Source organism: Shimia abyssi (assembly GCF_003014475.1).
Classification (GTDB): Bacteria; Pseudomonadota; Alphaproteobacteria; order Rhodobacterales; family Rhodobacteraceae; genus Shimia; species Shimia abyssi.
In genome coordinates this window covers 1-23342 of record NZ_PYGJ01000018.1, presented here as the reverse complement: position 1 = coordinate 23342, position 23342 = coordinate 1, and the positions used below count along the sequence as shown (strand labels likewise).

General features: G+C 56.9%; 18 protein-coding genes. 12 read left to right on the top strand and 6 right to left on the bottom strand.

Going from position 1 to position 23342, the window contains the following annotated elements:
* Positions 1-154: 154 nt before the first annotated feature.
* The 5 genes from dusB to ntrX all read left to right on the top strand — a co-directional run bounded on the left by dusB (position 155) and on the right by ntrX (position 7390).
* Positions 155-1156, top strand: a complete 1002-nt coding sequence (gene dusB, locus CLV88_RS19400) for a tRNA dihydrouridine synthase DusB (RefSeq protein WP_106610065.1) — start codon at positions 155-157, stop codon at positions 1154-1156.
* Complete coding sequence (locus CLV88_RS19395) at positions 1153-2238, top strand: two-component system sensor histidine kinase NtrB (protein WP_106610064.1); 1086 nt, start codon at positions 1153-1155, stop codon at positions 2236-2238. The genes dusB and CLV88_RS19395 overlap by 4 nt, the downstream gene beginning before the upstream one ends.
* Positions 2238-3602, top strand: coding sequence for a response regulator (locus CLV88_RS19390; RefSeq protein WP_106610063.1), 1365 nt, complete (start codon positions 2238-2240; stop codon positions 3600-3602). The genes CLV88_RS19395 and CLV88_RS19390 overlap by 1 nt, the downstream gene beginning before the upstream one ends.
* A gap of 99 nt (positions 3603-3701) precedes the next feature.
* A complete protein-coding gene (locus CLV88_RS19385) occupies positions 3702-5969 on the top strand; it encodes a sensor histidine kinase NtrY-like (RefSeq protein WP_106610062.1) in 2268 nt (755 codons plus the stop codon).
* A complete protein-coding gene (ntrX, locus tag CLV88_RS19380; RefSeq protein WP_106610061.1) occupies positions 5966-7390 on the top strand; it encodes a nitrogen assimilation response regulator NtrX in 1425 nt (474 codons plus the stop codon). Before CLV88_RS19385 ends, ntrX begins: the two co-directional genes overlap by 4 nt.
* Before the next feature lie 19 nt (positions 7391-7409).
* Here the strand turns inward: ntrX and CLV88_RS19375 are convergent, their stop codons facing one another.
* Complete coding sequence (locus CLV88_RS19375) at positions 7410-7844, bottom strand: membrane lipoprotein lipid attachment site-containing protein (protein ID WP_106610060.1); 435 nt, start codon at positions 7842-7844, stop codon at positions 7410-7412.
* A gap of 15 nt (positions 7845-7859) precedes the next feature.
* Positions 7860-8324 (bottom strand): hypothetical protein, encoded by a 465-nt coding sequence (locus CLV88_RS19370; protein WP_133170012.1) that lies wholly within the window; start codon positions 8322-8324, stop codon positions 7860-7862.
* Between the two features lie 160 nt (positions 8325-8484).
* Here CLV88_RS19370 and trkA point away from each other — a divergent pair, with 160 nt between their 5' ends.
* From trkA to hflX, 4 genes are all read left to right on the top strand, one after another.
* Positions 8485-9861: a Trk system potassium transporter TrkA gene (gene trkA / locus CLV88_RS19365; protein ID WP_106610139.1), complete on the top strand. Its 1377-nt coding sequence runs from the start codon at positions 8485-8487 to the stop codon at positions 9859-9861.
* A gap of 1 nt (position 9862) precedes the next feature.
* Positions 9863-11386 (top strand): TrkH family potassium uptake protein, encoded by a 1524-nt coding sequence (locus CLV88_RS19360; RefSeq protein ID WP_207797109.1) that lies wholly within the window; start codon positions 9863-9865, stop codon positions 11384-11386.
* A gap of 126 nt (positions 11387-11512) precedes the next feature.
* Positions 11513-11752: an RNA chaperone Hfq gene (gene hfq, locus CLV88_RS19355; RefSeq protein ID WP_008204623.1), complete on the top strand. Its 240-nt coding sequence runs from the start codon at positions 11513-11515 to the stop codon at positions 11750-11752.
* On the top strand, positions 11752-13023 hold the full coding sequence (gene hflX, locus CLV88_RS19350) for a GTPase HflX (protein ID WP_106610058.1): 1272 nt from the start codon (positions 11752-11754) through the stop codon (positions 13021-13023). Before hfq ends, hflX begins: the two co-directional genes overlap by 1 nt.
* A gap of 41 nt (positions 13024-13064) precedes the next feature.
* Here hflX and CLV88_RS19345 read toward each other — a convergent pair whose 3' ends face one another.
* A complete protein-coding gene (locus CLV88_RS19345) occupies positions 13065-15533 on the bottom strand; it encodes a penicillin acylase family protein (RefSeq protein WP_106610057.1) in 2469 nt (822 codons plus the stop codon).
* Between the two features lie 94 nt (positions 15534-15627).
* On the opposite strand from CLV88_RS19345, the gene CLV88_RS19340 reads away from it, so the two are divergent.
* Positions 15628-16500 (top strand): NAD(P)-dependent oxidoreductase, encoded by an 873-nt coding sequence (locus CLV88_RS19340; RefSeq protein ID WP_106610056.1) that lies wholly within the window; start codon positions 15628-15630, stop codon positions 16498-16500.
* Here CLV88_RS19340 and CLV88_RS19335 read toward each other — a convergent pair.
* The 3 genes from CLV88_RS19335 to hemB form a co-directional block, all read right to left on the bottom strand.
* Positions 16475-17278 (bottom strand): alpha/beta hydrolase family protein, encoded by an 804-nt coding sequence (locus tag CLV88_RS19335; RefSeq protein ID WP_106610055.1) that lies wholly within the window; start codon positions 17276-17278, stop codon positions 16475-16477. The genes CLV88_RS19340 and CLV88_RS19335 overlap by 26 nt on opposite strands.
* Positions 17279-17287: 9 nt before the next feature.
* Positions 17288-17848: a lipid-binding SYLF domain-containing protein gene (locus CLV88_RS19330; protein ID WP_106610054.1), complete on the bottom strand. Its 561-nt coding sequence runs from the start codon at positions 17846-17848 to the stop codon at positions 17288-17290.
* Between the two features lie 118 nt (positions 17849-17966).
* A complete protein-coding gene (hemB, locus tag CLV88_RS19325; RefSeq protein ID WP_106610053.1) occupies positions 17967-18968 on the bottom strand; it encodes a porphobilinogen synthase in 1002 nt (333 codons plus the stop codon).
* Between the two features lie 115 nt (positions 18969-19083).
* On the opposite strand from hemB, the gene CLV88_RS19320 reads away from it, so the two are divergent.
* Both CLV88_RS19320 and mfd read left to right on the top strand, forming a co-directional pair.
* Entirely contained in the window at positions 19084-19608 is a 525-nt protein-coding gene (locus CLV88_RS19320; RefSeq protein WP_106610052.1) for a component of SufBCD complex, read from the top strand.
* 16 nt (positions 19609-19624) lie between these two features.
* A complete protein-coding gene (gene mfd, locus CLV88_RS19315; RefSeq protein WP_106610051.1) occupies positions 19625-23104 on the top strand; it encodes a transcription-repair coupling factor in 3480 nt (1159 codons plus the stop codon).
* Positions 23105-23342 lie beyond the last annotated feature (238 nt).

The window sequence follows — 23342 nt, the reverse complement described above, 5'->3', positions numbered from 1 at the left end:
CGTTTATGAACGTGCAAGTCAGAGTGGCAATCGCCCCCTTGAAGTTGCCTAATTTTTAATCAATTGCATAAATCCGCTACAAATATCGCGTTGCGATTGTTGAGATTGGGCCGTGAGTCGGTTAGCCCGTTAAGTATGCACAAGGATTAAGCAGTTGACCGTAGAAGTCGCACATCTTTCGTTATCGCCACCGGTGTTTCTGGCACCGCTCGCCGGGATCACGGATCGCCCGTTTCGCGATCTGGTCTCATCCTTTGGTGCGGGTCTGGTGGTGAGCGAGATGATCGCCAGTCAAGAGATGGTGCAAGCCAAGCCAGGTGTACGCGAAAAGGCGGAGCTGGGGTTTGGGCGGGCGAATACGTCGGTGCAGATTGCTGGCTGTGACGCGCATTGGATGGCCGAGGCGGCACGACAGGTTGAGGCGAATGGCGCAGTGCTGATCGACATCAACATGGGCTGCCCAGCCAAGAAAGTGACCAGCGCCAGTGGCGCGGGTGCAAGCGGATCGGCGTTGATGAAAGATCTGGACCATGCGCTGAGCCTGATTGAGGCTGTGGTGGACGCGGTTTCAATTCCAGTAACGCTTAAGACACGGCTGGGATGGGACGATGCCCTGTTGAACGCGCCGGAATTGGCGCGACGCGCCGAAGCGGCGGGTGTGCAGATGGTCACTATCCACGGGCGCACGCGATGCCAATTTTACAAAGGGGCTGCGGATTGGGCGGCGATTTCGCAGGTCAAGGACGCAGTGTCGCTGCCGGTGATCGCCAATGGCGATATTCTTGGCACTGAAAGCGCACGTACCGCCCTTGCGGCATCAGGTGCGGATGGTGTGATGGTCGGGCGTGGGGCGCAGGGACGTCCTTGGATATTGGCGCAGATCGCAGCAGATATTTTTGGCACTGAGGCACCGATTGTGCCTGAGGGCCACGCGCTGGTCGATAAGGTCAGCGGGCATTACGAGGCAATTTTGTCGTTTTACGGCAAAGATTTAGGTTTGCGCGTCGCACGCAAGCATTTGGGGTGGTACATGGACGAAGTCGGGACACAAGCTGCTTTGCGGCGGCGGGTTTTGACCGCGCGAGATCCCAAGGAGGTTCTAGAGCTACTGGCCGATGCGCTGGCGCAGGACCCGCAAGAGGATGTGGCCGCATGATCCGGGACGCCTCGATCTGGAACTCCTTGCCGGTGCCGGCGCTGTTGGTGGATGTCACGGACACGATTGTTGCGATCAACCCTGCGGCAGAAGGATTCTTGAACGCGTCGTCCAAAACGATGGCGGGTCAGCCGATCTGGGACAAGGTCATGATCGACGCCCCCCTGGAAGAGGCGTTTCATAGGGCCCGCTCAAATGGCACGCCTTTGTTCGTGAATGATGCGGATGTGGGCACGGGGGACGGTCCGCCGGTACAATGCAACCTTCAGATTGCCCCGTTGGCGGATGCGCCGGAACACATGTTGTTTCTGATTTCGTCACGTGAATTGGCAGGACGCATGACGCGCAGCCATAGTGTGAAATCGTCTGCAAAGTCGGCCATTGGCATGGCAGAAATGCTGGCACATGAGATCAAGAACCCATTGGCCGGGATCACCGGGGCTGCGCAGCTGTTGTCAATGAATCTGCAACCGGATGACCTGGAACTGACGGATCTGATTGTCGAGGAAAGCCGTCGGATAGTGAAGCTGTTGGAACAGGTTGAGCAGTTTGGCAATCTGTCGCCGCCACAAGCCAAGCCGGTCAATATTCACGATGTTCTGGATCGCGCGCGCCGCTCGGCCCTTGTCGGGTTTGGCGCACATATGGCCATTATCGAGGAATATGACCCGTCGTTGCCGCCCGCAGAAGGAGATGCGGATCAGCTGTTGCAGGTGGTTTTGAATTTGTTGAAGAATGCGTCGGAAGCTGCTGATAAGAATGGTATAATTCGCCTCAAAACCTATTACGAACATTCTTTCCGACTGCGCCGGGCGGATGGTTCGGGCCAACCGCTACCATTGCAGATCGAAGTGATAGATGACGGGCCGGGCCTGCCGCAAGACATCAAGGGTGACGTTTTTGATCCGTTTGTATCAGGACGAGAGAATGGAACCGGGCTAGGGCTGGCGCTTGTCAGCAAGATAATCTCGGATCATGGCGGCCTCATTACGGTGGACAGTGTGCCCGGGCGCACCGTGTTCCGCTTGTCGCTGCCGCGTGCCGGAAAAGAAACATTAAGAAAATATGAGGAGAGCCCCTGATGGACGGGACCGTACTCGTTGCTGACGACGATCGCACAATTCGCACAGTTCTGACGCAGGCCCTGACGCGGGCAGGGTGCAAAGTGCACGCAACATCTTCGCTAACGACGCTTATGCGTTGGGTTGGTGAGGGCAAGGGCGATGTGGTGATCACTGATGTGATGATGCCGGATGGCAATGGCCTTGAGATGTTGCCCAAGATTTCCGAGGATCGACCCGGATTGCCGGTGATCGTGATTTCGGCGCAGAACACGATTATGACCGCCATTCAGGCCGCCGAGGCCGAGGCGTATGATTATTTGCCAAAGCCATTTGACCTGCCTGACTTGATGAAACGCACAGGCAAGGCGTTGGAACAGAAACGTCGCACTCCGCTTGCGTCTCAAGACGACGGCGAGCGGCCGGAAGAATTGCCGCTTGTTGGGCGCACAGCGGCAATGCAGGCGCTTTACCGTTTGGTCGCACGAGTGATGAACACGGATTTGCCAGTGTTGATTTCAGGTGAAAGTGGCACGGGTAAGTCGCTGATTGCTCGCGAGATTCACGATTTTTCGGATCGACGCAACCTGCCATTTGTTGTGGTGAACGCCGCGGATCTGACCGATCTGGAGGGGCCGGTAAAGGTGCTGGCGAAGGCCAAGGGTGGCACAATCCTGTTCGACGAAATCTCAGACATTGATGATGAGATCCAAGCGCGGATTGTGCGTATGATAGACAATCCAGGCGACGGCAGTCCGCGATTTATGGCGACAAGCCAGAGCAACCTGGGTGATGCCATGGAAAAAGGCACCGTACGGCAGGATTTGTATTACCGCTTGAACGGTGCAACGATCCATGTGCCCAGCTTGCGAGAACGGGTCGATGATATTCCACTGTTGGTGGCGCATTTCCTGACCCGGTCAGAGCGTGAAGGCGCGCCAATGCGGGTGTTTTCGGATGAGGCGATGGAGCTGTTCAGGGCCTACAGCTGGCCCGGCAATGTGCGCCAGTTGGAAAACGCGGTGCGGCGTCTGGTTTTGACTGCGCGCGCAGAAGAGATAGCGCGCACAGAGGCAGAATCAGTTCTGGGGTCTCAGCCACAGGTTGGGCCACTGTTAGGGGGCGAGGACACTGAAAAACTTTCGGCGTCTGTGGCGCGCCATCTGCGTCGTTACTTCGATTTGCATGGCAACATGTTGCCGCCAGCGGGTCTATATACGCGTATTTTGCGGGAAATTGAGCTGCCATTGATCGAAATCGCCTTGGATGCGACCGGTGGAAATCAGGCTAAATGTGCCGATCTTTTGGGAATCAACCGCAATACCTTGCGCAAAAAGATCACCGATCTGGATATTCACGTGACACGGCGCCGCAAATTGATGTAAAAACGCCACATAACAGTGACACAAAGGCCGCAAGGCCCGAAGATCACAAAATATGGCGGTATGTCGCGTAAGCGACACAAAATCAGTTGAGGGTGTCGGGTGGCAAGCCGGGCGGAGACCAGTTCTTGGGCCAGATTTAGGCGTCTGCGACGTCAGAGGCGTGTCCAGAATGTCGCGACTTGGGGCTTGATTGTCCTGGGTCCGGTTTTGGCGCTGAGCACGTATCTTATTCTTGGCCCGTTTGGGCAAGGCGCCAGTTCTGATGCACTTCGAGCCATCCTGCTGACAGATCTGGTGTACGTTCTGGCCGTTGCCGCGCTGGTGTTGAACCGAGTGGCGCGCATGGTCGCGTCGCGCCGCGCACGCTCGGCCGGGTCGCGGCTGCATATGCGTTTGACCGGGGCCTTTGCCGCGCTTGCGCTGGTGCCGACGGTGACGGTGGCCGTATTTGCGGTTTTGACGGTGAACATCGGGCTTGAGGGCTGGTTTAGTGAACGTGTCCGGCAGGTGATCGGCAATTCGCTGGCGGCGGCACAAGCGTATGAGAGCGAGCATGTCGACGGGCTTGAGATTGACGCTCGCGCGTTGGCGGATTTTCTGGACGGCAATCGGCGGGCCTCGTTTTTCATGAATGAAGGCGATATTCGCGTGGTGCTGGCCAGCGGTCAGAGCCAGATTCAGCGGGGTCTGAAGCTGGCCTATGTGATCGATGGCACCGGAGAAATCCGGGCGCGAGGTGATGGATCATATCTGTTTTATTTTGAACAGCCCGAGCCAGAGGATTTTGAGACCGCGATCAACGAAGGCATTGCGATTATTCGCGACCTTGAGAATAGCGAGCTGCGCGCGCTGGTGCGGCTGGATGCGTTTGTGGATCGGTTTCTTTACGTCAGCCGCGATGTGGATGCCGAAATTTTTACGCTGTTGGATGAAACACGCGAAACCTCGCAGCTCTATTATCAGCTTGAGAGTGAACGCGGGCGGATGCTGTTTGAGTTTGGCCTTATCTATCTTGGGTTTGCGGTCATCCTGATCTTGGCGGCGATCTGGATGGGCATGTGGTTTGCTGAGCGATTGTCGCGACCTGTCGGTCGCCTGACGGGTGCTGCACAGCGGGTTGGTGCGGGTGATCTGGATGTGCAGGTTCTGGAAGAGGATGGCGACGACGAGATCGCCATGCTGGGGCGTTATTTTAACCAGATGACACGTCAGCTTAAGGGGCAGCGTGACGCACTCTTGGACAACAACCGCCAGATCGAACGACGCCGACGCATGTTTGATTCTGTTTTGAGCTCTGTGACCTCGGGTGTTGTCGGGCTGGACAGCGAGGGGCGTGTGGCCTTTGTGAACCGGTCTGCAGAGCGGCTGCTGGGGTGGTCGGATGACCGGCAGACGCTGGCGCTGAGCGTGGCGGTGCCGGAATTTGGCGCGATGTTCGAAGAACTAAAAACGAGCGGGCGTGAGGTGGCGCAGGAAGAGATCAAGGCCACACGGGCCGGTAAGCTGGAGAACTTGTTGGTGCGCATGTCCACCAGGCGGCGCGACGATGGATCGCTGGAGGGGTACGTGGTTGCCTTTGACGATGTGACCAACCTTGTGACGGCACAGCGCATGGCTGCATGGGGCGACGTGGCACGCCGTATTGCCCATGAGATCAAAAACCCGCTGACCCCAATTCAGCTGTCTGCAGAACGCATTCGGCGCAAATTCTCAAGCAAGCTGGGCGAGGATAGCGAAACGCTGGAGCAGATGACGGATGTGATCGTGCGCCAGACCAATGATCTGCGTCGGATCGTGGACGAGTTTTCCAAGTTTGCACGGATGCCTGAGCCGGAACGTAAGACCATTGATGTGATTGAATTGCTGAACGGGGTGGTGTTGTTGCAAGAATCCGGACAGCCGGACGTGATGTTCAAAAAGGACATTGCGGCAGGGCCGATTCACGCGGATCTTGACGGCACGATGATTTCTCAGGCGTTGACAAACTTGATCAAGAATGCGGGAGAAGCCATTGAAACACTTCAGGAAAAAGGCGCTCCGGAAGGGCTGGTCCCGCAGATAGATGTGTCCTGCACGCTGGAGGATGATCAAGTGTTCATTCGGATTGCAGATAACGGGATTGGTTTGCCCGAAGATCGTGCGCGGTTGTTTGAGCCCTATGTGACGACGCGTGAAAAGGGTACCGGACTGGGCCTGCCGATCGTCAAGAAAATCATCGAAGAGCATGGCGGAACGCTGACCCTGTTGGATGCGCCGATTTTTGATGGAAATACCCATGCCGGTGCACTGGCGGAGATCCGTTTGCCGTTGGCAAACCGGACCCCTAGCGGCGCAGGCGAAGTGAAAGAAAAAGGTGAGGTCTTATGAGTGATATTCTGATTGTTGACGATGAGCGCGATATCCGCGAGTTGATCTCGGATATTTTGCAGGATGAAGGGTACAGTACACGTCTAGCAGGCAATTCGGATGACGCGATGGCGGAAATTGCGGCGGAACAGCCTGCGTTGCTAATCCTCGATATCTGGCTGAAAGACAGCAATATGGATGGGATCGACATTCTTAAGGCTGCAAAACGGGATTACCCTGAGGTGCCTGTGGTGATCATTTCGGGCCATGGCAATATCGAAATTGCGGTTGCTGCGATTAAGCAAGGGGCATACGATTTTATCGAAAAACCCTTTAACATTGACCAGTTGCTGGTGGTGATCCGACGCGCGATGGAGACATCGCGGTTGCGCCGTGAAAACACCGAGTTGAAGCGGCAAGAGGGAACACCCTCCGAGATGGTTGGAGAGAGCGCGGCGTTTCGCGCTTTGACCAGCCAGTTGGATAAGGTGACGAAATCCAACGGCCGGGTGATGCTGACCGGGCCAGCAGGTGCTGGCAAGGATATGGCGGCGCGTTTTATCCATACAAATTCCAACCGAGCGTCGGCACCGTTTATCACAGTCAATTGCGCCGGAATGGATCCCGAACGTGTCGAAGAAATGTTGTTTGGTCGCGAAGGGTCTGAGCGCGGGGTCGAGCCGGGGCTGTTGGAGCAGGCCAATGGCGGGGTGATCTATTTCGATGAGGTCGCGGACATGCCGCTGGCTACACAGTCGAAAATCTTGCGGGTGCTGGTGGATCAGCAGTTTGTGCGGGTCGGCGGCAGCGACAAAGTGCGTGTGGATCTGCGTGTGATTTCATCAACCAACCGCGAGTTACAGAGCGAAATAGAGGCCGGACGCCTGCGCGAAGAGTTGTATCATCGTCTGAATGTTGTCCCGATTCCGGTGCCATCACTAGAAGAGCGCCGTGAGGATATTCCCATGTTGGCGGCGCATTTCATTGATGCTTTGCATGAGGCGCAGGGCTTGCCCAAGCGCACGTTGAGCGAAGAGGCCATCGCATTGATGCAGACCATGGTGTGGCCAGGAAATGTACGTCAATTGAAAAACCTGGTCGAACGGGTGCTGATCCTGGGCGAAGGTAACGATGAAATCGAAGCCAAGGAATTGCCAAGCGAAAGCGAAGGCACGCAAGAAGAGGACAGGGTTGTGCTGTCGGGTGCATTGGCGACCTTGCCACTGCGCGAGGCGCGCGAGGCGTTTGAAAGGGAATATCTGCTGACGCAAATAAACCGGTTTGGCGGGAATATCAGCCGGACGGCGAATTTTGTCGGCATGGAACGCAGCGCACTGCACCGTAAGCTTAAGTCACTTGGAGTTGTGACCTCGAACAAGGCAGGCGCGCGGGTGGCTCATGTGTCTGACGGTGAAGCCGAGAGCGAAACCGAAGCCGGATAATGCGCTCGTTTAGAGAGCGCTAGTTCACCGGTTTGCTGAGATCGATCAGAACGCGGCTGCCATCGGATTGACGCACGGCACAGATTGTGTCTGTCAAAGGCGGTGATTTTGGAAGCGGGCGATATTCGTTGGTTTCCAGCGCATCCTTTGGGCAATATGGTATCGAGGCGCGGGTAAACCCTTGTTCCTGCATGCAGTTTTTCACTGCTGTGTGACGACGCCCTTCGTTTATGTCATATGTTTCCGGGCGGCTGCCTATAACCTGCCCATTCGCGCCATAGATCGGATACCAGTCGGTCACGATATGCGGCGGCACGGTATTGGCGGCAAACGTATTGCATTGCGCCTGAGTGACGTTGGTTTCCTGTGGGGTTGCGCCCTCTTTATACATTGGAGTGTATTCGCACCCGGTGAGCACGGCGAGGGTGGTGAGAAAGAATACAGTTTTCTTCATGTCAGAAACCTCGCACTAGATGGGTTTGCTCAAATCGATAAGCATGTTGCCATTTGGTGATGTAACCACACAAATCGTTGGGCCAGGGGTTGGAGACTTTGAAAGCGGCGCGTAAGAGCGTCCAGCAAGTTGCTCTTGTGTGCAAATTGGGAATGAATATGGTTGGTAGCCACGCAATGCCATGCATTGGGTGCGGTGGTTGTTGCGCATTCCCGCGTTCACGTCACGCGCGGTCACGGTGCTGCCCCAGCCGCCCCAGTATCCGGGTGAGTAGCCGTATCCACCGCCATAACTTGTTGAGGTGAACACCGCCGCCGGAAACAGGGTGTTTGCCTCGACATCGCATTCAGCGGTGTCCCGGTTCACTGTATCGACATTGGTGCCGGGGTTAACAAAGCCCGAAAAATGTGTGGGCGCACACGCGGTCAATGCGACTGCGCAAGCGGTGATGGTGACAAATAGTCGTGCGAATCCCGGCAATTGGATATTCCTTGTTAACGTTTATGATCAAACCGCATCTGCGGGGGGCGGGTCAATGCTTGCATTTGACCTTGGCGAACCGTTCTGGCATGCCTTTGGAAACCGTCGACGGAGCGCAGAGCGTTCTCTAAGAGACGTAACACGGCCAAAGGGGCAAGGTATGAAAGTGATTATCTGTGGCGCCGGTCAGGTCGGGTGGCAAATTGCACGACATCTTTCTGGTGAAAACAACGATGTGACGGTTGTGGACAACAACCCGGAGTTGGTGCGTCGGGCAACAGATACGCTGGATGTGCAGGGCATAGCAGGTTTCGCAAGTTATCCGGACGTGCTGGATCGTGCCGGTGCACGGGATGCCGATATGGTGATTGCCGCGACCTATTCAGATGAAGTGAATATGGTCACCTGTCAGGTGGCTCATTCGGTGTTTTCAGTGCCACGCAAGATTGCTCGGTTGCGCAGCCAATCTTATTTGAACGTTGTTTACTCGGATCTCTATCGTCGGGATCACTTACCGATTGATGTGGTGATATCGCCAGAATTGGAGGTGGCCGAGGCCGCGCTCAAGCGTTTGTCTGCGCCGCGCGCATTTGACACGGAAATGTTTCTGGACGGAAAGGTGCAGATGTTGGGTCTGTTGCTGGAAGAGGACTGTCCGGTACTCAACACGCCACTGCGCCAATTGACCGACCTGTTTTCTACGCTGCGCGCGGTGGTTGTCGGTGTGCGCCGGGGTGGGTCGTTGTTTGCGCCAGAGCCGGGTGATCAGCTGTTTGCGGGTGATGAGATCTACGTTTTCACAGTTGTTGAGGATGTGGGCCGAACCATGGAAGTGTTTGGCAAGACCCAAGGCAAGCAGGAGCGTACTATCATTATCGGTGGCGGCAATGTCGGGCTGATGGTGGCGCAGCGGTTGGAAAGCCGCGCCAGAAAAATGCGCTCGAAGATGATCGAACGCGACCGGGCCACCGCGGAAAAAGCGGCAGAGGCGCTGGAACGGACAATTGTTTTGAATGGTGACGGGCTGGATGCGGCGCTTTTGGTTGAGGCAGGGGTTGAACGCGCCGACGCCATTCTGGCCGTTACCGATGATGACAAGACCAATATGCTAGCCTCAGTCCGGGCCAAGTCAAACGGGTGCCCATTAGCGATTGCGCTGATCAATGACCCGACGCTGGCACCGCTGATGTCGCCCTTGGGGATTGATGCCTTTATCAACCCGCGTGCCACAACGGTGAGTTCGATCCTACGCCATATTCGCCACGGACGGGTGCGAGGGGTCTATTCGGTGGGCGACGCCGAAGCCGAGATTATCGAGGCCGAAGTTTTGTCAACGTCGCCTATTGCTGGACAGCAGGTGCGCGATATCGATTTCCCCGAAGGTGTTCTGATCGGGGCCATTATGAAACGGGACGAAGTGATCAAACCTACCGGTGGCACGCGGATCAACGAAGGCGATGTGATTGCCATGTTCTGCATGGCGGCCGACGTGCCCGAGGTCGAGCGGCTGTTGCAGGTCTCGATCGATTTCTTCTGATATGGTGCTGTCCCATCTTTCCAGATTCCCACTGTTCCTGCATTTGGTGGCCATTTCGGGTGTCCTGATGTTCCTGCCAGCCATTCTGGCGGTTCTGCAGGACGACCACTTTGAAGCGCGGATGTTCTTTTACAGCGCTATTTTTGTCATTTTTGTCAGCACGTTGATCGCCATGGCCATCTCTGGAACAGTGCGCGCGCCGCGCACGATCGACCATTTGCTGACGCTGTTCTGCGCCTTTGCCATTCTGCCGCTGGTCTTGGCCTTGCCATTTTATGAAGCAATACAAACCACCAGTTATCTGAACGCCTATTTCGAGATGGTATCGAGCCTGACGACAACCGGGGCAACGTTGTTTGAACAGACAGACCGCCTGCCACCTGCGTTGCATCTGTGGCGCGGTATTGTTGGCTGGATGGGTGGTTTGATGATGTGGATTGCCGCATCAGCCGTGTTTGCGCCGCTATCGCTGGGTGGCTTTGAGGTGACGACCAGGGCCGAACCGGGTAAAGTTGACGGCAACCGAGGGCTGATGCAGCGCGCCAGCCCGATGAAGCGTTGGACGCGCGGGGCCATTGTCTTGGTGCCGATCTATGCTGGGCTGACGCTGGCGATCTGGGTGATGCTGATGATCCTGGGCGATCAGCCGTTGTCGGGCTTGATGCACGCCATGTCGACCATGTCCACCAGCGGGATTTCCCCGGTTGGGGGGCTTGAGAACGGCGGTGCGGGGCTGGCCGGTGAGGGGGTCATCTTTCTGTTCATGTTGTTTGCACTATCGCGTTTGACCTTTTCGGCAGATACCGGGGCGGTGCGGCGCGACAGCCTGCTTCAGGATCCTGAATTTCGCATGGGGTTGACGCTGGTTTTGCTGGTTACGGCGGGACTGTTTCTGCGCCATTGGGTAGGGGCGTTTGACGTGAACGAAACGCGCGATCCGCTAGCGGCGTTGCGCGCGGCTTGGGGTGCGTTGTTCACAGTATTGAGCTTTCTGACCACCACCGGATTTCAGAGTTCTGAATGGGATGTGGCCCGCGACTGGTCGGGGCTGAATTCGCCGGGTTTGATCCTGATGGGTCTTGCGCTTGTTGGCGGTGGTGTTGCCACGACCGCTGGCGGAGTCAAGCTGTTGCGTGTTTATGCGCTGTATTTGCAAGGTTTGGGGGAGATGGAGCGTCTTGTGCATCCGTCGGTTGTTATTGGCAGCCGGGGGGCTGGGTCGCGACGTATTCGCCGCCGGGGTGCTGTGTTGGCTTGGGTGTTTTTCATGCTGTTTGCTATTTCGCTGGCAGCGGTGACAACCGCCCTTGCGGCGTTGGGCAGTGACTTTGAACAGGCGCTGGTGCTGGCAATTGCTGCACTTACGACAACCGGGCCGCTGACACAGGTCGCGGCGGATGCGCCGATTGATCTGTTATCGCTCGCAAATGCCGAGAAAGTAGTGCTTGGGCTGGCGATGGTGTTGGGAAGGCTGGAAACTTTGGCCATTATCGCGCTGATGGCACCGGATTTGTGGCACAAATGATGCTTTTGGGCTTGCGCTTTGCGCGGGCCGTGAAATTATCGCTGGAAACTCTGGAAGCTGCGTTCCATACTCTGGAAACAAAGCTGCCCGCTCCCGATGACCCCAGCAAGAATAAAGGCAATCAAAATGGCTTCGGATCGACAAAATCTTCAAGACGCATTTCTTAATCACGTTCGCAAAACCAAAGTTCCGGTCACAATTTTCCTGATCAACGGGGTCAAGTTGCAAGGTGTGATCACCTGGTTTGACAATTTCTGTGTTCTCCTGCGCCGCGATGGTCAGAGCCAGCTTGTGTACAAGCACGCGATCTCGACCATTATGCCGGCCCAGCCGATCAGCCTTTATGAGGGTGAAGACGCCTCTTGATGGAGCATGACGCGCGGGTCACCCGAGCCTGGGTCCTGCATCCCGACATTTACGGCGCCGATACCCGGCGCGAGGCCTCTTTCGCGTTGGAAGAGGCCATTTCGCTGGCTGATGCATTGCCCGAGCTGGAGGTGGTTGGATCAACCATCGTGAAACTGCCGCGCGCGCATCCGGGGATGTTGTTTGGATCAGGTAAGATCGAAGAGCTGAAGGCGCTGTTTCATGCGCATGAGGTCGAGCTGGTGCTGATTGACGGGCCGGTAACGCCAGTGCAACAGCGCAATCTTGAAAAGGCGTGGAAGGTTAAACTTCTCGATCGGACCGGATTGATTTTGGAGATTTTCAGCGACCGGGCGCGCACCCGAGAAGGTGTGTTGCAGGTCGAGATGGCCGCGCTGAGCTATCAGCGTACGCGATTGGTGCGGGCGTGGACCCACCTTGAGCGTCAGCGTGGCGGGCTTGGGTTTGTTGGTGGTCCCGGTGAGACCCAGATCGAGGCTGACCGACGCGCAATTGATGAGCAACTTGTGCGGCTGCGGCGACAGTTGGCCAAAGTGGTGAAGACGCGCGAATTGCACCGCAAGGCGCGCGCCAAGGTACCGTTTCCGATTGTGGCGTTGGTGGGATACACCAACGCTGGCAAATCGACCTTGTTCAACCGGGTGACTGGCGCCGAAGTGATGGCCAAAGACATGCTGTTTGCCACGTTGGACCCGACTATGCGCGCGGTGCAATTGCCCAATGGCCCCGAGGTGATCCTGTCGGATACGGTGGGGTTTATCAGCGATTTGCCGACCGAACTTGTTGCGTCGTTCCGCGCGACGCTGGAAGAGGTGTTGGCGGCGGATCTGATTTTGCATGTGCGTGATGTAGCGCATCCAGAGAGCGAACATCAGGCCGAAGATGTGATGACGATCCTTGACTCGCTGGGTGTTGGCGAAGGAACCAAACAGCTGGAGATCTGGAACAAGATCGACCTGTTGGACACGGAAAAGCGTGAAGGATTGCAGGCGCGCGCGGCGCGTGAGGATGAAATATTTGCCGTGTCTGCTGTTTCGGGTGAAGGGCTGGACGACATGTTCGCGGCCATCGCCCAAGCGCTTGAGGCGGAAAAGAGCCGCGACGTGATCAAGCTTGGCTTTGCGCAAGGCAAAGAGCGAGCTTGGTTGTTCAAAGAAGGGTTGGTTGAGGCGGAAGAGCAGGGCGATGACGGGTTTGAGATCACCGTGCTCTGGACGGCGCGACAGGCACGCACCTTCGAAAGCTTGTGAGCGGCTTGGTAGGTCGGACAAATTTGTCCGACTTACGAGGATCAGTTTTGTGGGGGCAGGATGCGTGTAACCCCAACGGCAGCCGCTCGGGCGAGGTCTGCGTCCAGCGACATTGGGATATATTCCCCACGTCGCCAAAGCTGGGCCATGTCATCGTAGTACCGTGACAGGAAGTGGCCGGATTGACCGGTGGAGATCACAAAGACCGAACTGTCGGGGTCGGCAAAATCGTAGACGCCACGATATCCTGCCGCGTGCACATTCTGAAACGGATTATCGCCTTTGCCGCTGGTTCGGCCGCGCTGCAACGTGTTGTCGCCTCCGGACGTGGACTGGCGGATGTTTACAAAGAACCGCAGCAAGGGCACGTCGCCCAGCACCTGATGGTCATGGGTCGCTTGATGGGCATCGCCCCAGCGCAGGGACTCCAGCTGCGAGCCATATCGTTCCTCGACCCAGATCAGCGCGTCGTCCAGCGCCAGGCGGGCCATGTCCGTGCAGGTTTCCACCGGCGCGCTTTGAGCTACGTCGCACCAGATTGAAGCGCCGTCCACATCCCGAAAAACGCGCTCGACAAACAGCGGTTCGAGATGGGTATATTCATCGGCCAATGGACCAAGATCGTCGCGGATCAGCCGATCCTGAAGGGCCCGCAACCAAGCTGCATACAGCAGCGGTTCGGGGAGGTGTTCGTTCATCTCGCCGTTCCATTCGGACAACAAGGACAATGCGCGGTAACGTTGACGTTCGCGGGTGCCCTCAGGCGCAGCCTCACCGGTGAACCACAGATCCGCACCAATAAGCGGCAAGAGCGAACGCGCCGAAAAGCTGACCGTATCGAGCTGAGCTTCGACAAAGCTGTCGCGGGTATGCACCTGTCGGCCCTGCATCAGCCGCTGCCAGCGCTGAACCCGCTGGCTGTCGCCCCATTCAAAGGAGACATGCAGCGGAAACGGGCGTTCCACCACTTTATTGTTGGTGTTGCCAACAATGCCGCCGACAGGGGCAACAAAGGCTGGGTTTGAGGCATAAGGGAACATGCCTTGCCAGCGGTTTTCACTGCGCCAGCCCAGAGAAGGCAAACGGCCGCGGCTTTGGCTGCGGCTGTCTCGGCGGGGCATGGCACCCACCACCTTGAGAGCAATGGTATCGCGGTCTGCCACGGTCAGGTTTTGCGCCGGCGAGATGTAAATCTCTGCGGCTTTCAGGGCCTGCTCGACCGACTGTGCACCCATGATGCGCACCGCCGCGCTGGTTGACGTATCTGCAGGGCTGAGCGCGGTCCAACCGAGGGCGGCTACATGCCCAGTAGGGGTGATTGACGCAATGTCGTAATGCGTTCCCGGCAGAACGGGGCCGTTGTCGGTCCAGCGCAGAGTGATGGTGATTGGGTTTTCATCTTTGATCTGGATGATTGATTTGCGGGTCGCAAATGGTTTGTAGCCGTCAGGTGTGCGGTATTCTTCTGGATTGTTCGGGTTCAGCTCCTCTATGAACAGATCCTGATCATCAAGATAAGCTGACGTCAGCCCCCAACCGAGCGCATCAGATCGGCCCACCAGAATTGCCGGAATGCCGGGAATGGTGCCGCCGATTACACCGCCCGAGCTGAGTTCAAGCCGTGCCAGATACCACACAGAAGGCGCGGAAAGGCCAAGATGGGGGTCATTGGCCAAGAGTGTGCCGCCTGAGGCGCTGCGATCACGGGCCGCGGCCCAAGCGTTGGACGCCCCGGCCAACCCGCGACGTGCCACGGGTGATAGCGGATGTGTTGGCGCAGGCTGGGTCACGGCGTAACGTTGTGCACCGGGGACCAGTTGAGCATATTCGGGCAACGCGGCCACACCCGCGCCGGGTGCGTCGGGCAGGATATCGGCAAGCCGTTTTTCGTCGCGCAGTGCCAGTGATGTGCGGGCGCGCAGTATTTCGTCTTGCAAATGTCCGGCAAGTTGCAGCGCCATCAGCTTTTGCACGGCCAATGAGTCGGCGGGCTGCCAAGGGGCGATCGGCTGGCTGAACATAAAAAGTTCCGGGGCGCCACGTCCCAGCGAGCTGGCGTTAATTTCGTCGATGCGGGTGTTTACACCGTTGGCATAGGCCCGAAGCGCCGCTGTTGTGGCAGCATCCTGAGCCGAGACCGATTGCTGGGCCAGCGTATACATGTCGAGACGGCGCAAAAGCTTGTCTATATCAACCGTGGCGCTGCCAAAGATTTCGGAAAGACGGCCCTGAGCGGTGCGGCGAAGGGTGATCATTTGCCATAATCGGTCCTGAGCGTGGGCATAGCCAAGACCAAAGAATACATCCTGATCAGTTTGGCCAAGGATATGCGGGACATTGGCATTGTCGCGCACAATCTCAAGCGGTGACAGAACGGCAGGGGTGACAAGTGTCTTTTCGTATTCTGGCAAAGAGCGGGACGCGAGGAAATACACCAGTGACACGGCCAGCACGGCCAGAATCACCAGGCCACCGGCGATACGCAGAAGCCATTGAATAATCAGCGCCAAATTACTGCTCCGCCTTGGGTTTCGTATTGTCTCTTGCCATCCGCCTACTCAGGCGAGACAACTATTACGACGAATGAATGCGAGGGGAAAGCAAATGGCAAGAGTAGCGTTTCTGGGTGTGGGTGTGATGGGGTATCCGATGGCTGGATATCTTGTGAAGGCGGGACATGACGTGGTGGTTTACAACCGTACCACAACGAAGGCCGAGGCCTGGTCCAAGGAATATGGCGGCGGTTTTGGAGTCACGCCGCGAGAAGCTGCTATTGGCGCGGATTTTGTGATGAGCTGTGTAGGCAATGACGATGATCTGCGCTCTGTCTGCCTTGGTGCGGATGGTGCCTTTGCGGGCATGTCCAAAGGCGCGGTCTTTGTCGATCACACGACGGTGTCGGCTACGGTCACCGCAGAGCTCTATGCGGCTGGAAAAGAAATTGGTGTCGGTTTTGTCGATGCGCCCATCTCAGGCGGGCAGGCCGGTGCCGAGAATGGCGTTTTGTCAATCATGTGCGGCGGGGACATTTCGGACTATGAGGCTGCCGAGCCGTTAATGCAGGCCTATGGGCGCATCATCAAGAGACTGGGAGACAGCGGAAAGGGCCAGCTTACGAAGATGGTGAACCAGATTTGTATTGCGGGTGTCCTGCAAGGGCTGAGCGAGGCATTGCATTTTGCAGAAAAGGCCGGATTGAACGGGCGCGACGTGGTCGAGGTGATTTCGGGCGGCGCCGCAGGAAGTTGGCAGATGAACAACCGACATGAAACCATGTTGGACGATCATTTTGATTACGGCTTTGCCGTAGACTGGATGCGCAAAGATCTGGCGATCTGTCTTGACGAAGCGGATCGAAACAACGCTAGCCTGCCGCTAACGGCGCTGGTGGACCAGTTTTACAAAGATGTGCAAAAATTGGGTGGTGGGCGTTGGGATACGTCGAGCCTGCTCAAACGTCTCCGCGCGTTGGACTGAGCACTTTGGCGCTCTGAAGTGTCGCGACCATGTGATCCCAGTAAGATGTGCCGCGTTCGTCCGTGTCTTTCAGTAAGGCTACAACCGGAGCGTTGTGGCCTTTTCTGTTACATTTAAATACCTTGAACGGCGCGGCTGATGTGGTTGCAGCGGTTAGGGCGAGGTCAGCGGTAGACGGCGGAATGATCTTGTCGTTCACACTGTGCAACATCAGGACCTGCGGTCCGCGCTCAGACAGGCACCAAGGGTGCACCATGGCCGCGCCGAGGGTTATAACGGCGTCTGGTTTGGCAAAGCAGGGCAGGTTTTCCGGCGGATAGGCCAAGGACAGACCAGCGATACCGCCCGCGGAAATACCTAGCAGCACCAGTTTGCTTGTTTCAATATCATGTGTTGCGTGGGTACTTGTCAGAAACGCAATGGCAGTGCCAATGTCTTGGCGGGCTGCCTCAAAGGCGGGGCCAAGCATCCGTTTGGCAATCAGCACGCCTTGGTCACGGGCGCGGCGGCAGTTCTGGCGAATGCTGCGCAAGTCCGTATCGTTAAAGGTGCTGGCTGGCGTGCCAAGGCGATAACTGACAGATGCAAATGCCAAGCCAAGGTCCGTGAGTCGTTGGGCCAACAGGGGAACACGTGGCCCGGCGCGGTGCCCTTTGAAAAAGCCACCGCCATGGGCGTGCAAAACGGTCGAGTGGGCGGTGCCGTCCGGTAGATACAAATCGAGCGCCAGAGAGGCGCTCGGGCGCTCGACATAGATGATATCCTCGATCACGCGCATGGGCGCGGATCAGGGGATGATGCGGGTGTATTTGATGCCTTCAAGTGTTGCGCCCAACTTGAGACCGGCATGGCCAAAAATCACAGCGATAACTGGAGCCAGCAGATTTGTGGTTTCCGCAGACAGGTCGCCGCCTTCGTTGGCGATGACATATTCCACACCGGCACCGGCTGCCCAGCCGCTGGAACGGCGGAATTCGGTCAGGGCGCCTTCGGTCATGAAGAACAGAACGTGGGCGTACTGCTGTGCACCGATCTGGAACCCGACGCTGCCCTTGGTCGCGGAATAATAATCGACCGACACGTCGTTGACGCGCAATGCGCCGCGCCCATAGCCGCCGCCAAATCCAAACCCGGCCTCGGTGACAACCGGCATGACCAACATGCCCGTCGCCTTGCCGCGCAGGTCAGTGGTGTTTGGATAATTGGTGTAAAGATAGTTAAGGGTTGCGTCGACGCGCGCGTCAATTTCGTTTGCGCCGTTGCTGCCCACGCCATTGCCGCAGGCCGTTGTTACGCCTGCCGCTGCAAGGCCGGACAACGCAAAACTGCGTCTGGTGATCCTGTTCATGGTATATCGCCTGTATGTCTTGTTGTACCGCCGGTATTTTCCGGTTCTGCGGCGCAGTATAAGCGCCAGAAGCGCTTATGTCACTAGCACACAGGCGTTTTGAGCAAGTTAACGCGGATCACCTTTGGGACAGTTTGCGCGCCACAGCCGGGGCGAAATAGGTCAAAATGCCATCACAGCCCGCCCGTTTGAAGGCCATCAAGCTCTCAAACATCGCCTTTTCACCGTCGATCCAGCCATTTTGCGCCGCACCCTGGATCATCGCGTATTCACCCGACACCTGATAGGCATAGGTAGGCACACCAAAACGGTCTTTGACGCGGCGACAGATGTCGAGATAGGGCATTCCGGGTTTGACCATGACCATATCCGCGCCCTCGTCAATGTCGCGGGCGACAAGGCGCAGGGCCTCGTCGCTGTTGGCCGGGTCCATCTGATAGGTGGACTTGTCCCCTTTGAGCGCACCGGATGCACCCACCGCGTCGCGAAAGGGGCCGTAAAAAGCGCTGGCGTATTTGGCGGCATAAGACAGCAGCATAGTATTCTGATGACCTTGCGCTTCAAGCGCTGTGCGGATTGCGCCGATGCGGCCATCCATCATGTCCGAAGGACCAATAATATCGGCCCCGGCCTCTGCTTGAGACAGCGCTTGTTTCACCAGCGCCTCGACGGTTTCGTCATTGAGGATCTTGCCATCCACGACAAACCCGTCGTGGCCATTGATATTATAGGGGTCCAGCGCCACGTCGGTCATTACCGCAATCTCTGGAACTGCGGCCTTGATCGCGCGTGTGGCGCGGTTCGACAGGTTTTCCGGGTTCCACGCCTCGGCGCAATCTTCGGTTTTGAGCGAAGGGTCGGTGTAAGGAAAGAGGCAGATCACCGGAATACCCAAATCGGCGGCCTCGCGTGCGGCCTCGACGATCTTGTCGACCGAGCGGCGCATGACACCGGGCATTGAGGGGATAGGTTCTTCTACGCCCTCACCATCACGGATAAAGACCGGCCAGATCAGATCATCAACTGTCAAAGTGTTCTCGCGCACAAGGCTGCGAATGGCAGATGATTGACGTGTCCTGCGCAGGCGCGCTGTGGGATAGGATGGGGGCGTGATCGTCATGGCGTCCTCGGGTATTTAGCAGGCTAAGAGGTGACACGGATTTTCCCCCATCTCAAGGCTAGGAATTGACGCAGAGGCGCGCTATGTGGGTGAGAAATCCAAAAGGGCAGCGAATTTGAACTGGCACCAGACCGTTTTTGAACTCATCGACATGCGCAGCTTTTCAAACCTTTGGTTCTGGATTGCGCTGGCGGTATTCTGGTCGTCGGCCAGCCATTGGGTGCTGGGGGTGCCATGGGACATGGTATTGCGCGCCAAACGAAACGGGGCGCAGTCCGAGATCGACTTGCACGATGTCGTGCGAGTGAACGTAAACCGTATCCTCTACATTACGCGCGTCTCGGGGCTTTGGCTGATAGCGTTGGCGTGTTTTGTGCTCACCGGGTTGGCGGTGCTGGGGTTTGGCTATGCGCTGGAGTTTGCGCAAGCGGTGTTTCTGTTGATGTTTCCAATGTCGATTGTCGGCTTGCTGAGCATTCGGACAGCCAGACAGATCCGCGAACAGGTTATGCTGGGCGAGGATCTGCGCAAGCGGTTGGGGCGTCATAGGTTTTGGGTCCAACTCATTGGAATGATTTCTATTTTTGTGACCTCACTATGGGGCATGTACCAGAATTTCCAGATTTCCCCGCTGGGCTAAAGGGAGCCGGGTCAAGATGGCTGATGCGCAACACATTCAGGTGGGCGGTGCGCCCGAAGGCTTTGACGCCCAACTGATCCTGCGCGAAGTCGCGCGCTCGAATGGGCCGGTCATGCATGTGGCACGCGACGACAAGCGCCTTGCCGCAATGCGCGCAGCACTGGCATTTTTTCAGCCAGACATGCCCGTGGTGGTGTTTCCGGGTTGGGACTGCCTTCCATATGATCGTGTATCGCCCAATGCGGACATATCCGCCACACGGATGGCGACACTGGCGGGGCTGGTGCACGGGATGCCGCCAAAATTCATCCTGCTGACCACATTGAACGCAGCAACTCAGCGCGTACCAGCGCGGGATGTTCTGCGCGAGGCGGCGTTCAAGGCCGACGTGGGCGGACGTGTGGACGAGGCCGCATTGCGGGCGTTTCTGGTGCGCATGGGATTTACCCAAGCCCCGACAGTGATGGAGCCCGGGGACTATGCCGTGCGCGGCGGGATCATCGACATCTATCCGCCAGGTGACAGCGGCCCGGTGCGATTGGATTTGTTTGGCGATGTTCTGGATGGCGCACGCCGGTTTGATGCGGCGACACAGCGGACTACGGAAAAGCTTGAGCGGATTGAACTTGCCCCGGTGAGCGAGATCATTCTGGATGAGCCGGCTATCACGCGGTTCAGACAGAATTACAGGATCGAGTTCGGCGCCGCTCGAACCGACGATCCGCTTTATGAAGCGGTCAGTGCGGGGCGCAAGCATCAGGGTGTTGACCACTGGATGCCGTTCTTTCACGAGCGGTTAGAAACGTTGTTTGACTACCTGCCAGATGCCGTGATTTCCCTTGACGATCAATCAGATGCGGCGCGGCTTGCACGTTGGGATTCGGTTGACGATCAATATCAAACCCGCGTTTTGGCAATGAAACAGAAAAATCGGATTGATACGGTTTACAAGCCCGTTCCACCCGGTCTGCTTTATATGGATGACGCAGCGTGGAATGGCACAGTTAAGGCGCGGCGTGTGATGAAGCTTTCTCCTTTGGCACGGGCCAGTGGGCCGGGGGTGATTGATGCCGGGGGGCGGATTGGGCGCAATTTTTCACCAGAGCGTCAGCAAGAAAATCTCAGCCTTTTTGGTGCCTTAGCGGATCATGTTCGCGTAAAACTGCCCGCTGGTCCTGTTGTGGTCGCGAGCTATTCCGAAGGCGCGCGCGAGCGGCTAAGCGGGCTGATCGAGGACGAAGGGCTGGCTGAAACAGTTCATGTCACAGATGCGTCGCGGATCGGCAAATCGGGGCTGTATCTTGCGGTTTGGGCGCTGGAACATGGGTTTGAAACACCGGAGATGACGGTGATTTCAGAACAGGATGTTTTGGGCGATCGTTTGATCCGGGCGCCGCGCAAGAAGCGTCGAGCCGAGAACTTCCTCACGGAGGCGCAATCGCTTTCGCCGGGGGATCTGGTGGTGCATGTGGACCATGGGATCGGACGGTATCACGGGCTGGAAGTGATCACGGCCGCGGGTGCCGCGCATGAGTGTATTGCGCTGGAATACGCCGAAAATTCAAAGCTTTACCTGCCGGTAGAGAATATTGAGCTGTTGTCCAAGTACGGTCATGACGAAGGGCTGTTGGATCGCCTTGGCGGGGGTGCATGGCAGGCCAAGAAGGCCAAGCTGAAAGAGCGCATCCGCGAGATGGCGGATCGCCTTATTCGGGTGGCGGCAGAGCGTGCTTTGCGTAAGGCGCCGGTGCTTGAGGCACAGCATCATGCGTGGGAAGAATTCAGCGCGCGGTTCCCATATCAGGAAACCGACGATCAGCTACGTGCGATTGGTGATGTGATTGGCGATTTGTCAGCGGGGCAACCGATGGACCGGTTGATCTGTGGAGATGTCGGCTTTGGCAAAACCGAAGTCGCGATGCGCGCGGCATTTGTTGCGGCGATGTCAGGTATTCAGGTGGCAGTGATTGCGCCAACCACGCTTTTGGCACGTCAGCACTTTAAGAGTTTCTCCGAGCGTTTTCGTGGATTTCCATTGGAAATCAGAAGTTTATCGCGCTTTGTGAGTGCAAAAGAGGCTGATAAAACCCGCGACGGGCTGGCGCGTGGAACGGTGGATATTGTCATTGGTACCCATGCGTTGTTGGCCAAGTCGGTGCGGTTCAAGAACCTTGGCCTGTTGGTCATTGACGAGGAACAGCATTTTGGCGTGAACCACAAAGAGCGCTTGAAGCAGATGCGCAGTGACGTTCACGTGCTAACCCTAACGGCAACACCAATTCCACGGACACTGCAACTAAGCCTGTCGGGGGTGCGTGATCTTTCGATTATTGGCACACCGCCGGTGGATCGTTTGGCAATCCGTACGTATGTCAGCGAATTTGATGCCATCACGATACGCGAAGCCCTGTTAAGGGAGCATTACCGCGGCGGTCAAAGTTTCTATGTAGTGCCGCGTGTCAGCGATATTCCTGATATCGAAGCGTTTTTGCGTGATCAGGTGCCAGAGGTCAGCTTTATCACGGCGCATGGCCAGATGGCTGCCGGAGAGCTGGATGACCGGATGAACGCGTTTTACGATGGTAAGTATGACGTGCTGTTGGCGACAACGATTGTGGAATCCGGTCTGGATATTCCGACGGCGAACACGATGTTGGTGCACCGGGCGGATATGTTTGGGTTGTCGCAGCTCTATCAGATACGTGGACGAGTGGGTCGATCCAAGACGCGTGCCTATGCCTATCTGACCACAAAACCGCGTGTCAAATTGACGGCGACGGCCGAAAAACGGCTGCGGGTATTGGGGTCGCTCGACACGCTGGGTGCCGGATTTACCCTTGCTTCTCAAGACCTTGACATACGCGGTGCAGGTAACTTGCTGGGCGAGGAACAGTCTGGTCAGATGCGTGATGTGGGCTATGAGCTCTATCAGTCAATGCTGGAAGAAGCGATTGCCAAGATCAAGGCGGGCGAGATGGACGGGTTGAGCGCGGCGGATGACCAATGGGCACCGCAGATAAACCTTGGTGTGCCGGTTCTGATCCCCGAAGACTATGTACCTGATCTAGATGTACGATTGGGGCTCTATCGCCGCCTGAGCGGGTTGCAGGGCAAGGTCGAGTTGGAAGGGTTTGCCGCCGAGCTGATTGACAGATTTGGAAAATTACCAAGAGAAGTCAATACGTTGCTCCTTGTCGTGCGCATCAAGGAGATGTGCAAAAAGGCCGGTATTGCCAAGCTGGATGGCGGCCCCAAAGGCGCGACCATACAGTTTCACAATGACAAGTTTGCCTCGCCCCAAGGGCTGGTTGAATTCATTCAGGACCAACAGGGGCTGGCCAAGATCAAGGACAACAAGATTGTTGTTAGGCGGGATTGGAAGAAGGAAAGCGACAAGATCAAAGGGGCGTTTGCCATTGCCCGTGATCTAGCAACCAAGGTGGTCGCAGAGCGCAAACGCGCCAAGGCAAGGGCGCAAAAAGCAACGTCGGTATAACGTCGGTATTGCGTCGGTGTGGTTTTCGGCGGTACTCGGCTTGAATTCTGCGCGTGGGGTCGTGAAGCGAGCTTTCGATCAGAGTGGCTGAACCTTCGCTTTGCGAGCGTTGAAACGGCGAAGGGGTGCGACTGGTTAGCGGAGAGGCTGTGTGAAAACTCCCCCATTCTGACCGGACTGATGGTATAATTTCTGTATTTGGTACGGAGGTTGTTGATGACGCAATTTATCGAGGGTC

Excerpts from the sequence above, each read along its gene's own strand:
- ntrX (WP_106610061.1), top strand. The coding sequence starts at position 5,966 with ATGAGTGATATTCTGATTGTTGACGATGAGCGCGATATCCGCGAGTTG.
- CLV88_RS19340 (WP_106610056.1), top strand. The coding sequence starts at position 15,628 with ATGGCAAGAGTAGCGTTTCTGGGTGTGGGTGTGATGGGGTATCCGATG.
- hflX (WP_106610058.1), top strand. The coding sequence starts at position 11,752 with ATGGAGCATGACGCGCGGGTCACCCGAGCCTGGGTCCTGCATCCCGAC.
- CLV88_RS19330 (WP_106610054.1), bottom strand. The coding sequence starts at position 17,848 with ATGAACAGGATCACCAGACGCAGTTTTGCGTTGTCCGGCCTTGCAGCG.
- CLV88_RS19375 (WP_106610060.1), bottom strand. The coding sequence starts at position 7,844 with ATGAAGAAAACTGTATTCTTTCTCACCACCCTCGCCGTGCTCACCGGG.
- CLV88_RS19360 (WP_207797109.1), top strand. The coding sequence starts at position 9,863 with ATGGTGCTGTCCCATCTTTCCAGATTCCCACTGTTCCTGCATTTGGTG.
- hfq (WP_008204623.1), top strand. The coding sequence starts at position 11,513 with ATGGCTTCGGATCGACAAAATCTTCAAGACGCATTTCTTAATCACGTT.
- mfd (WP_106610051.1), top strand. The coding sequence starts at position 19,625 with ATGGCTGATGCGCAACACATTCAGGTGGGCGGTGCGCCCGAAGGCTTT.
- CLV88_RS19395 (WP_106610064.1), top strand. The coding sequence starts at position 1,153 with ATGATCCGGGACGCCTCGATCTGGAACTCCTTGCCGGTGCCGGCGCTG.
- hemB (WP_106610053.1), bottom strand. The coding sequence starts at position 18,968 with ATGACGATCACGCCCCCATCCTATCCCACAGCGCGCCTGCGCAGGACA.
- CLV88_RS19390 (WP_106610063.1), top strand. The coding sequence starts at position 2,238 with ATGGACGGGACCGTACTCGTTGCTGACGACGATCGCACAATTCGCACA.
- trkA (WP_106610139.1), top strand. The coding sequence starts at position 8,485 with ATGAAAGTGATTATCTGTGGCGCCGGTCAGGTCGGGTGGCAAATTGCA.
- CLV88_RS19335 (WP_106610055.1), bottom strand. The coding sequence starts at position 17,278 with ATGCGCGTGATCGAGGATATCATCTATGTCGAGCGCCCGAGCGCCTCT.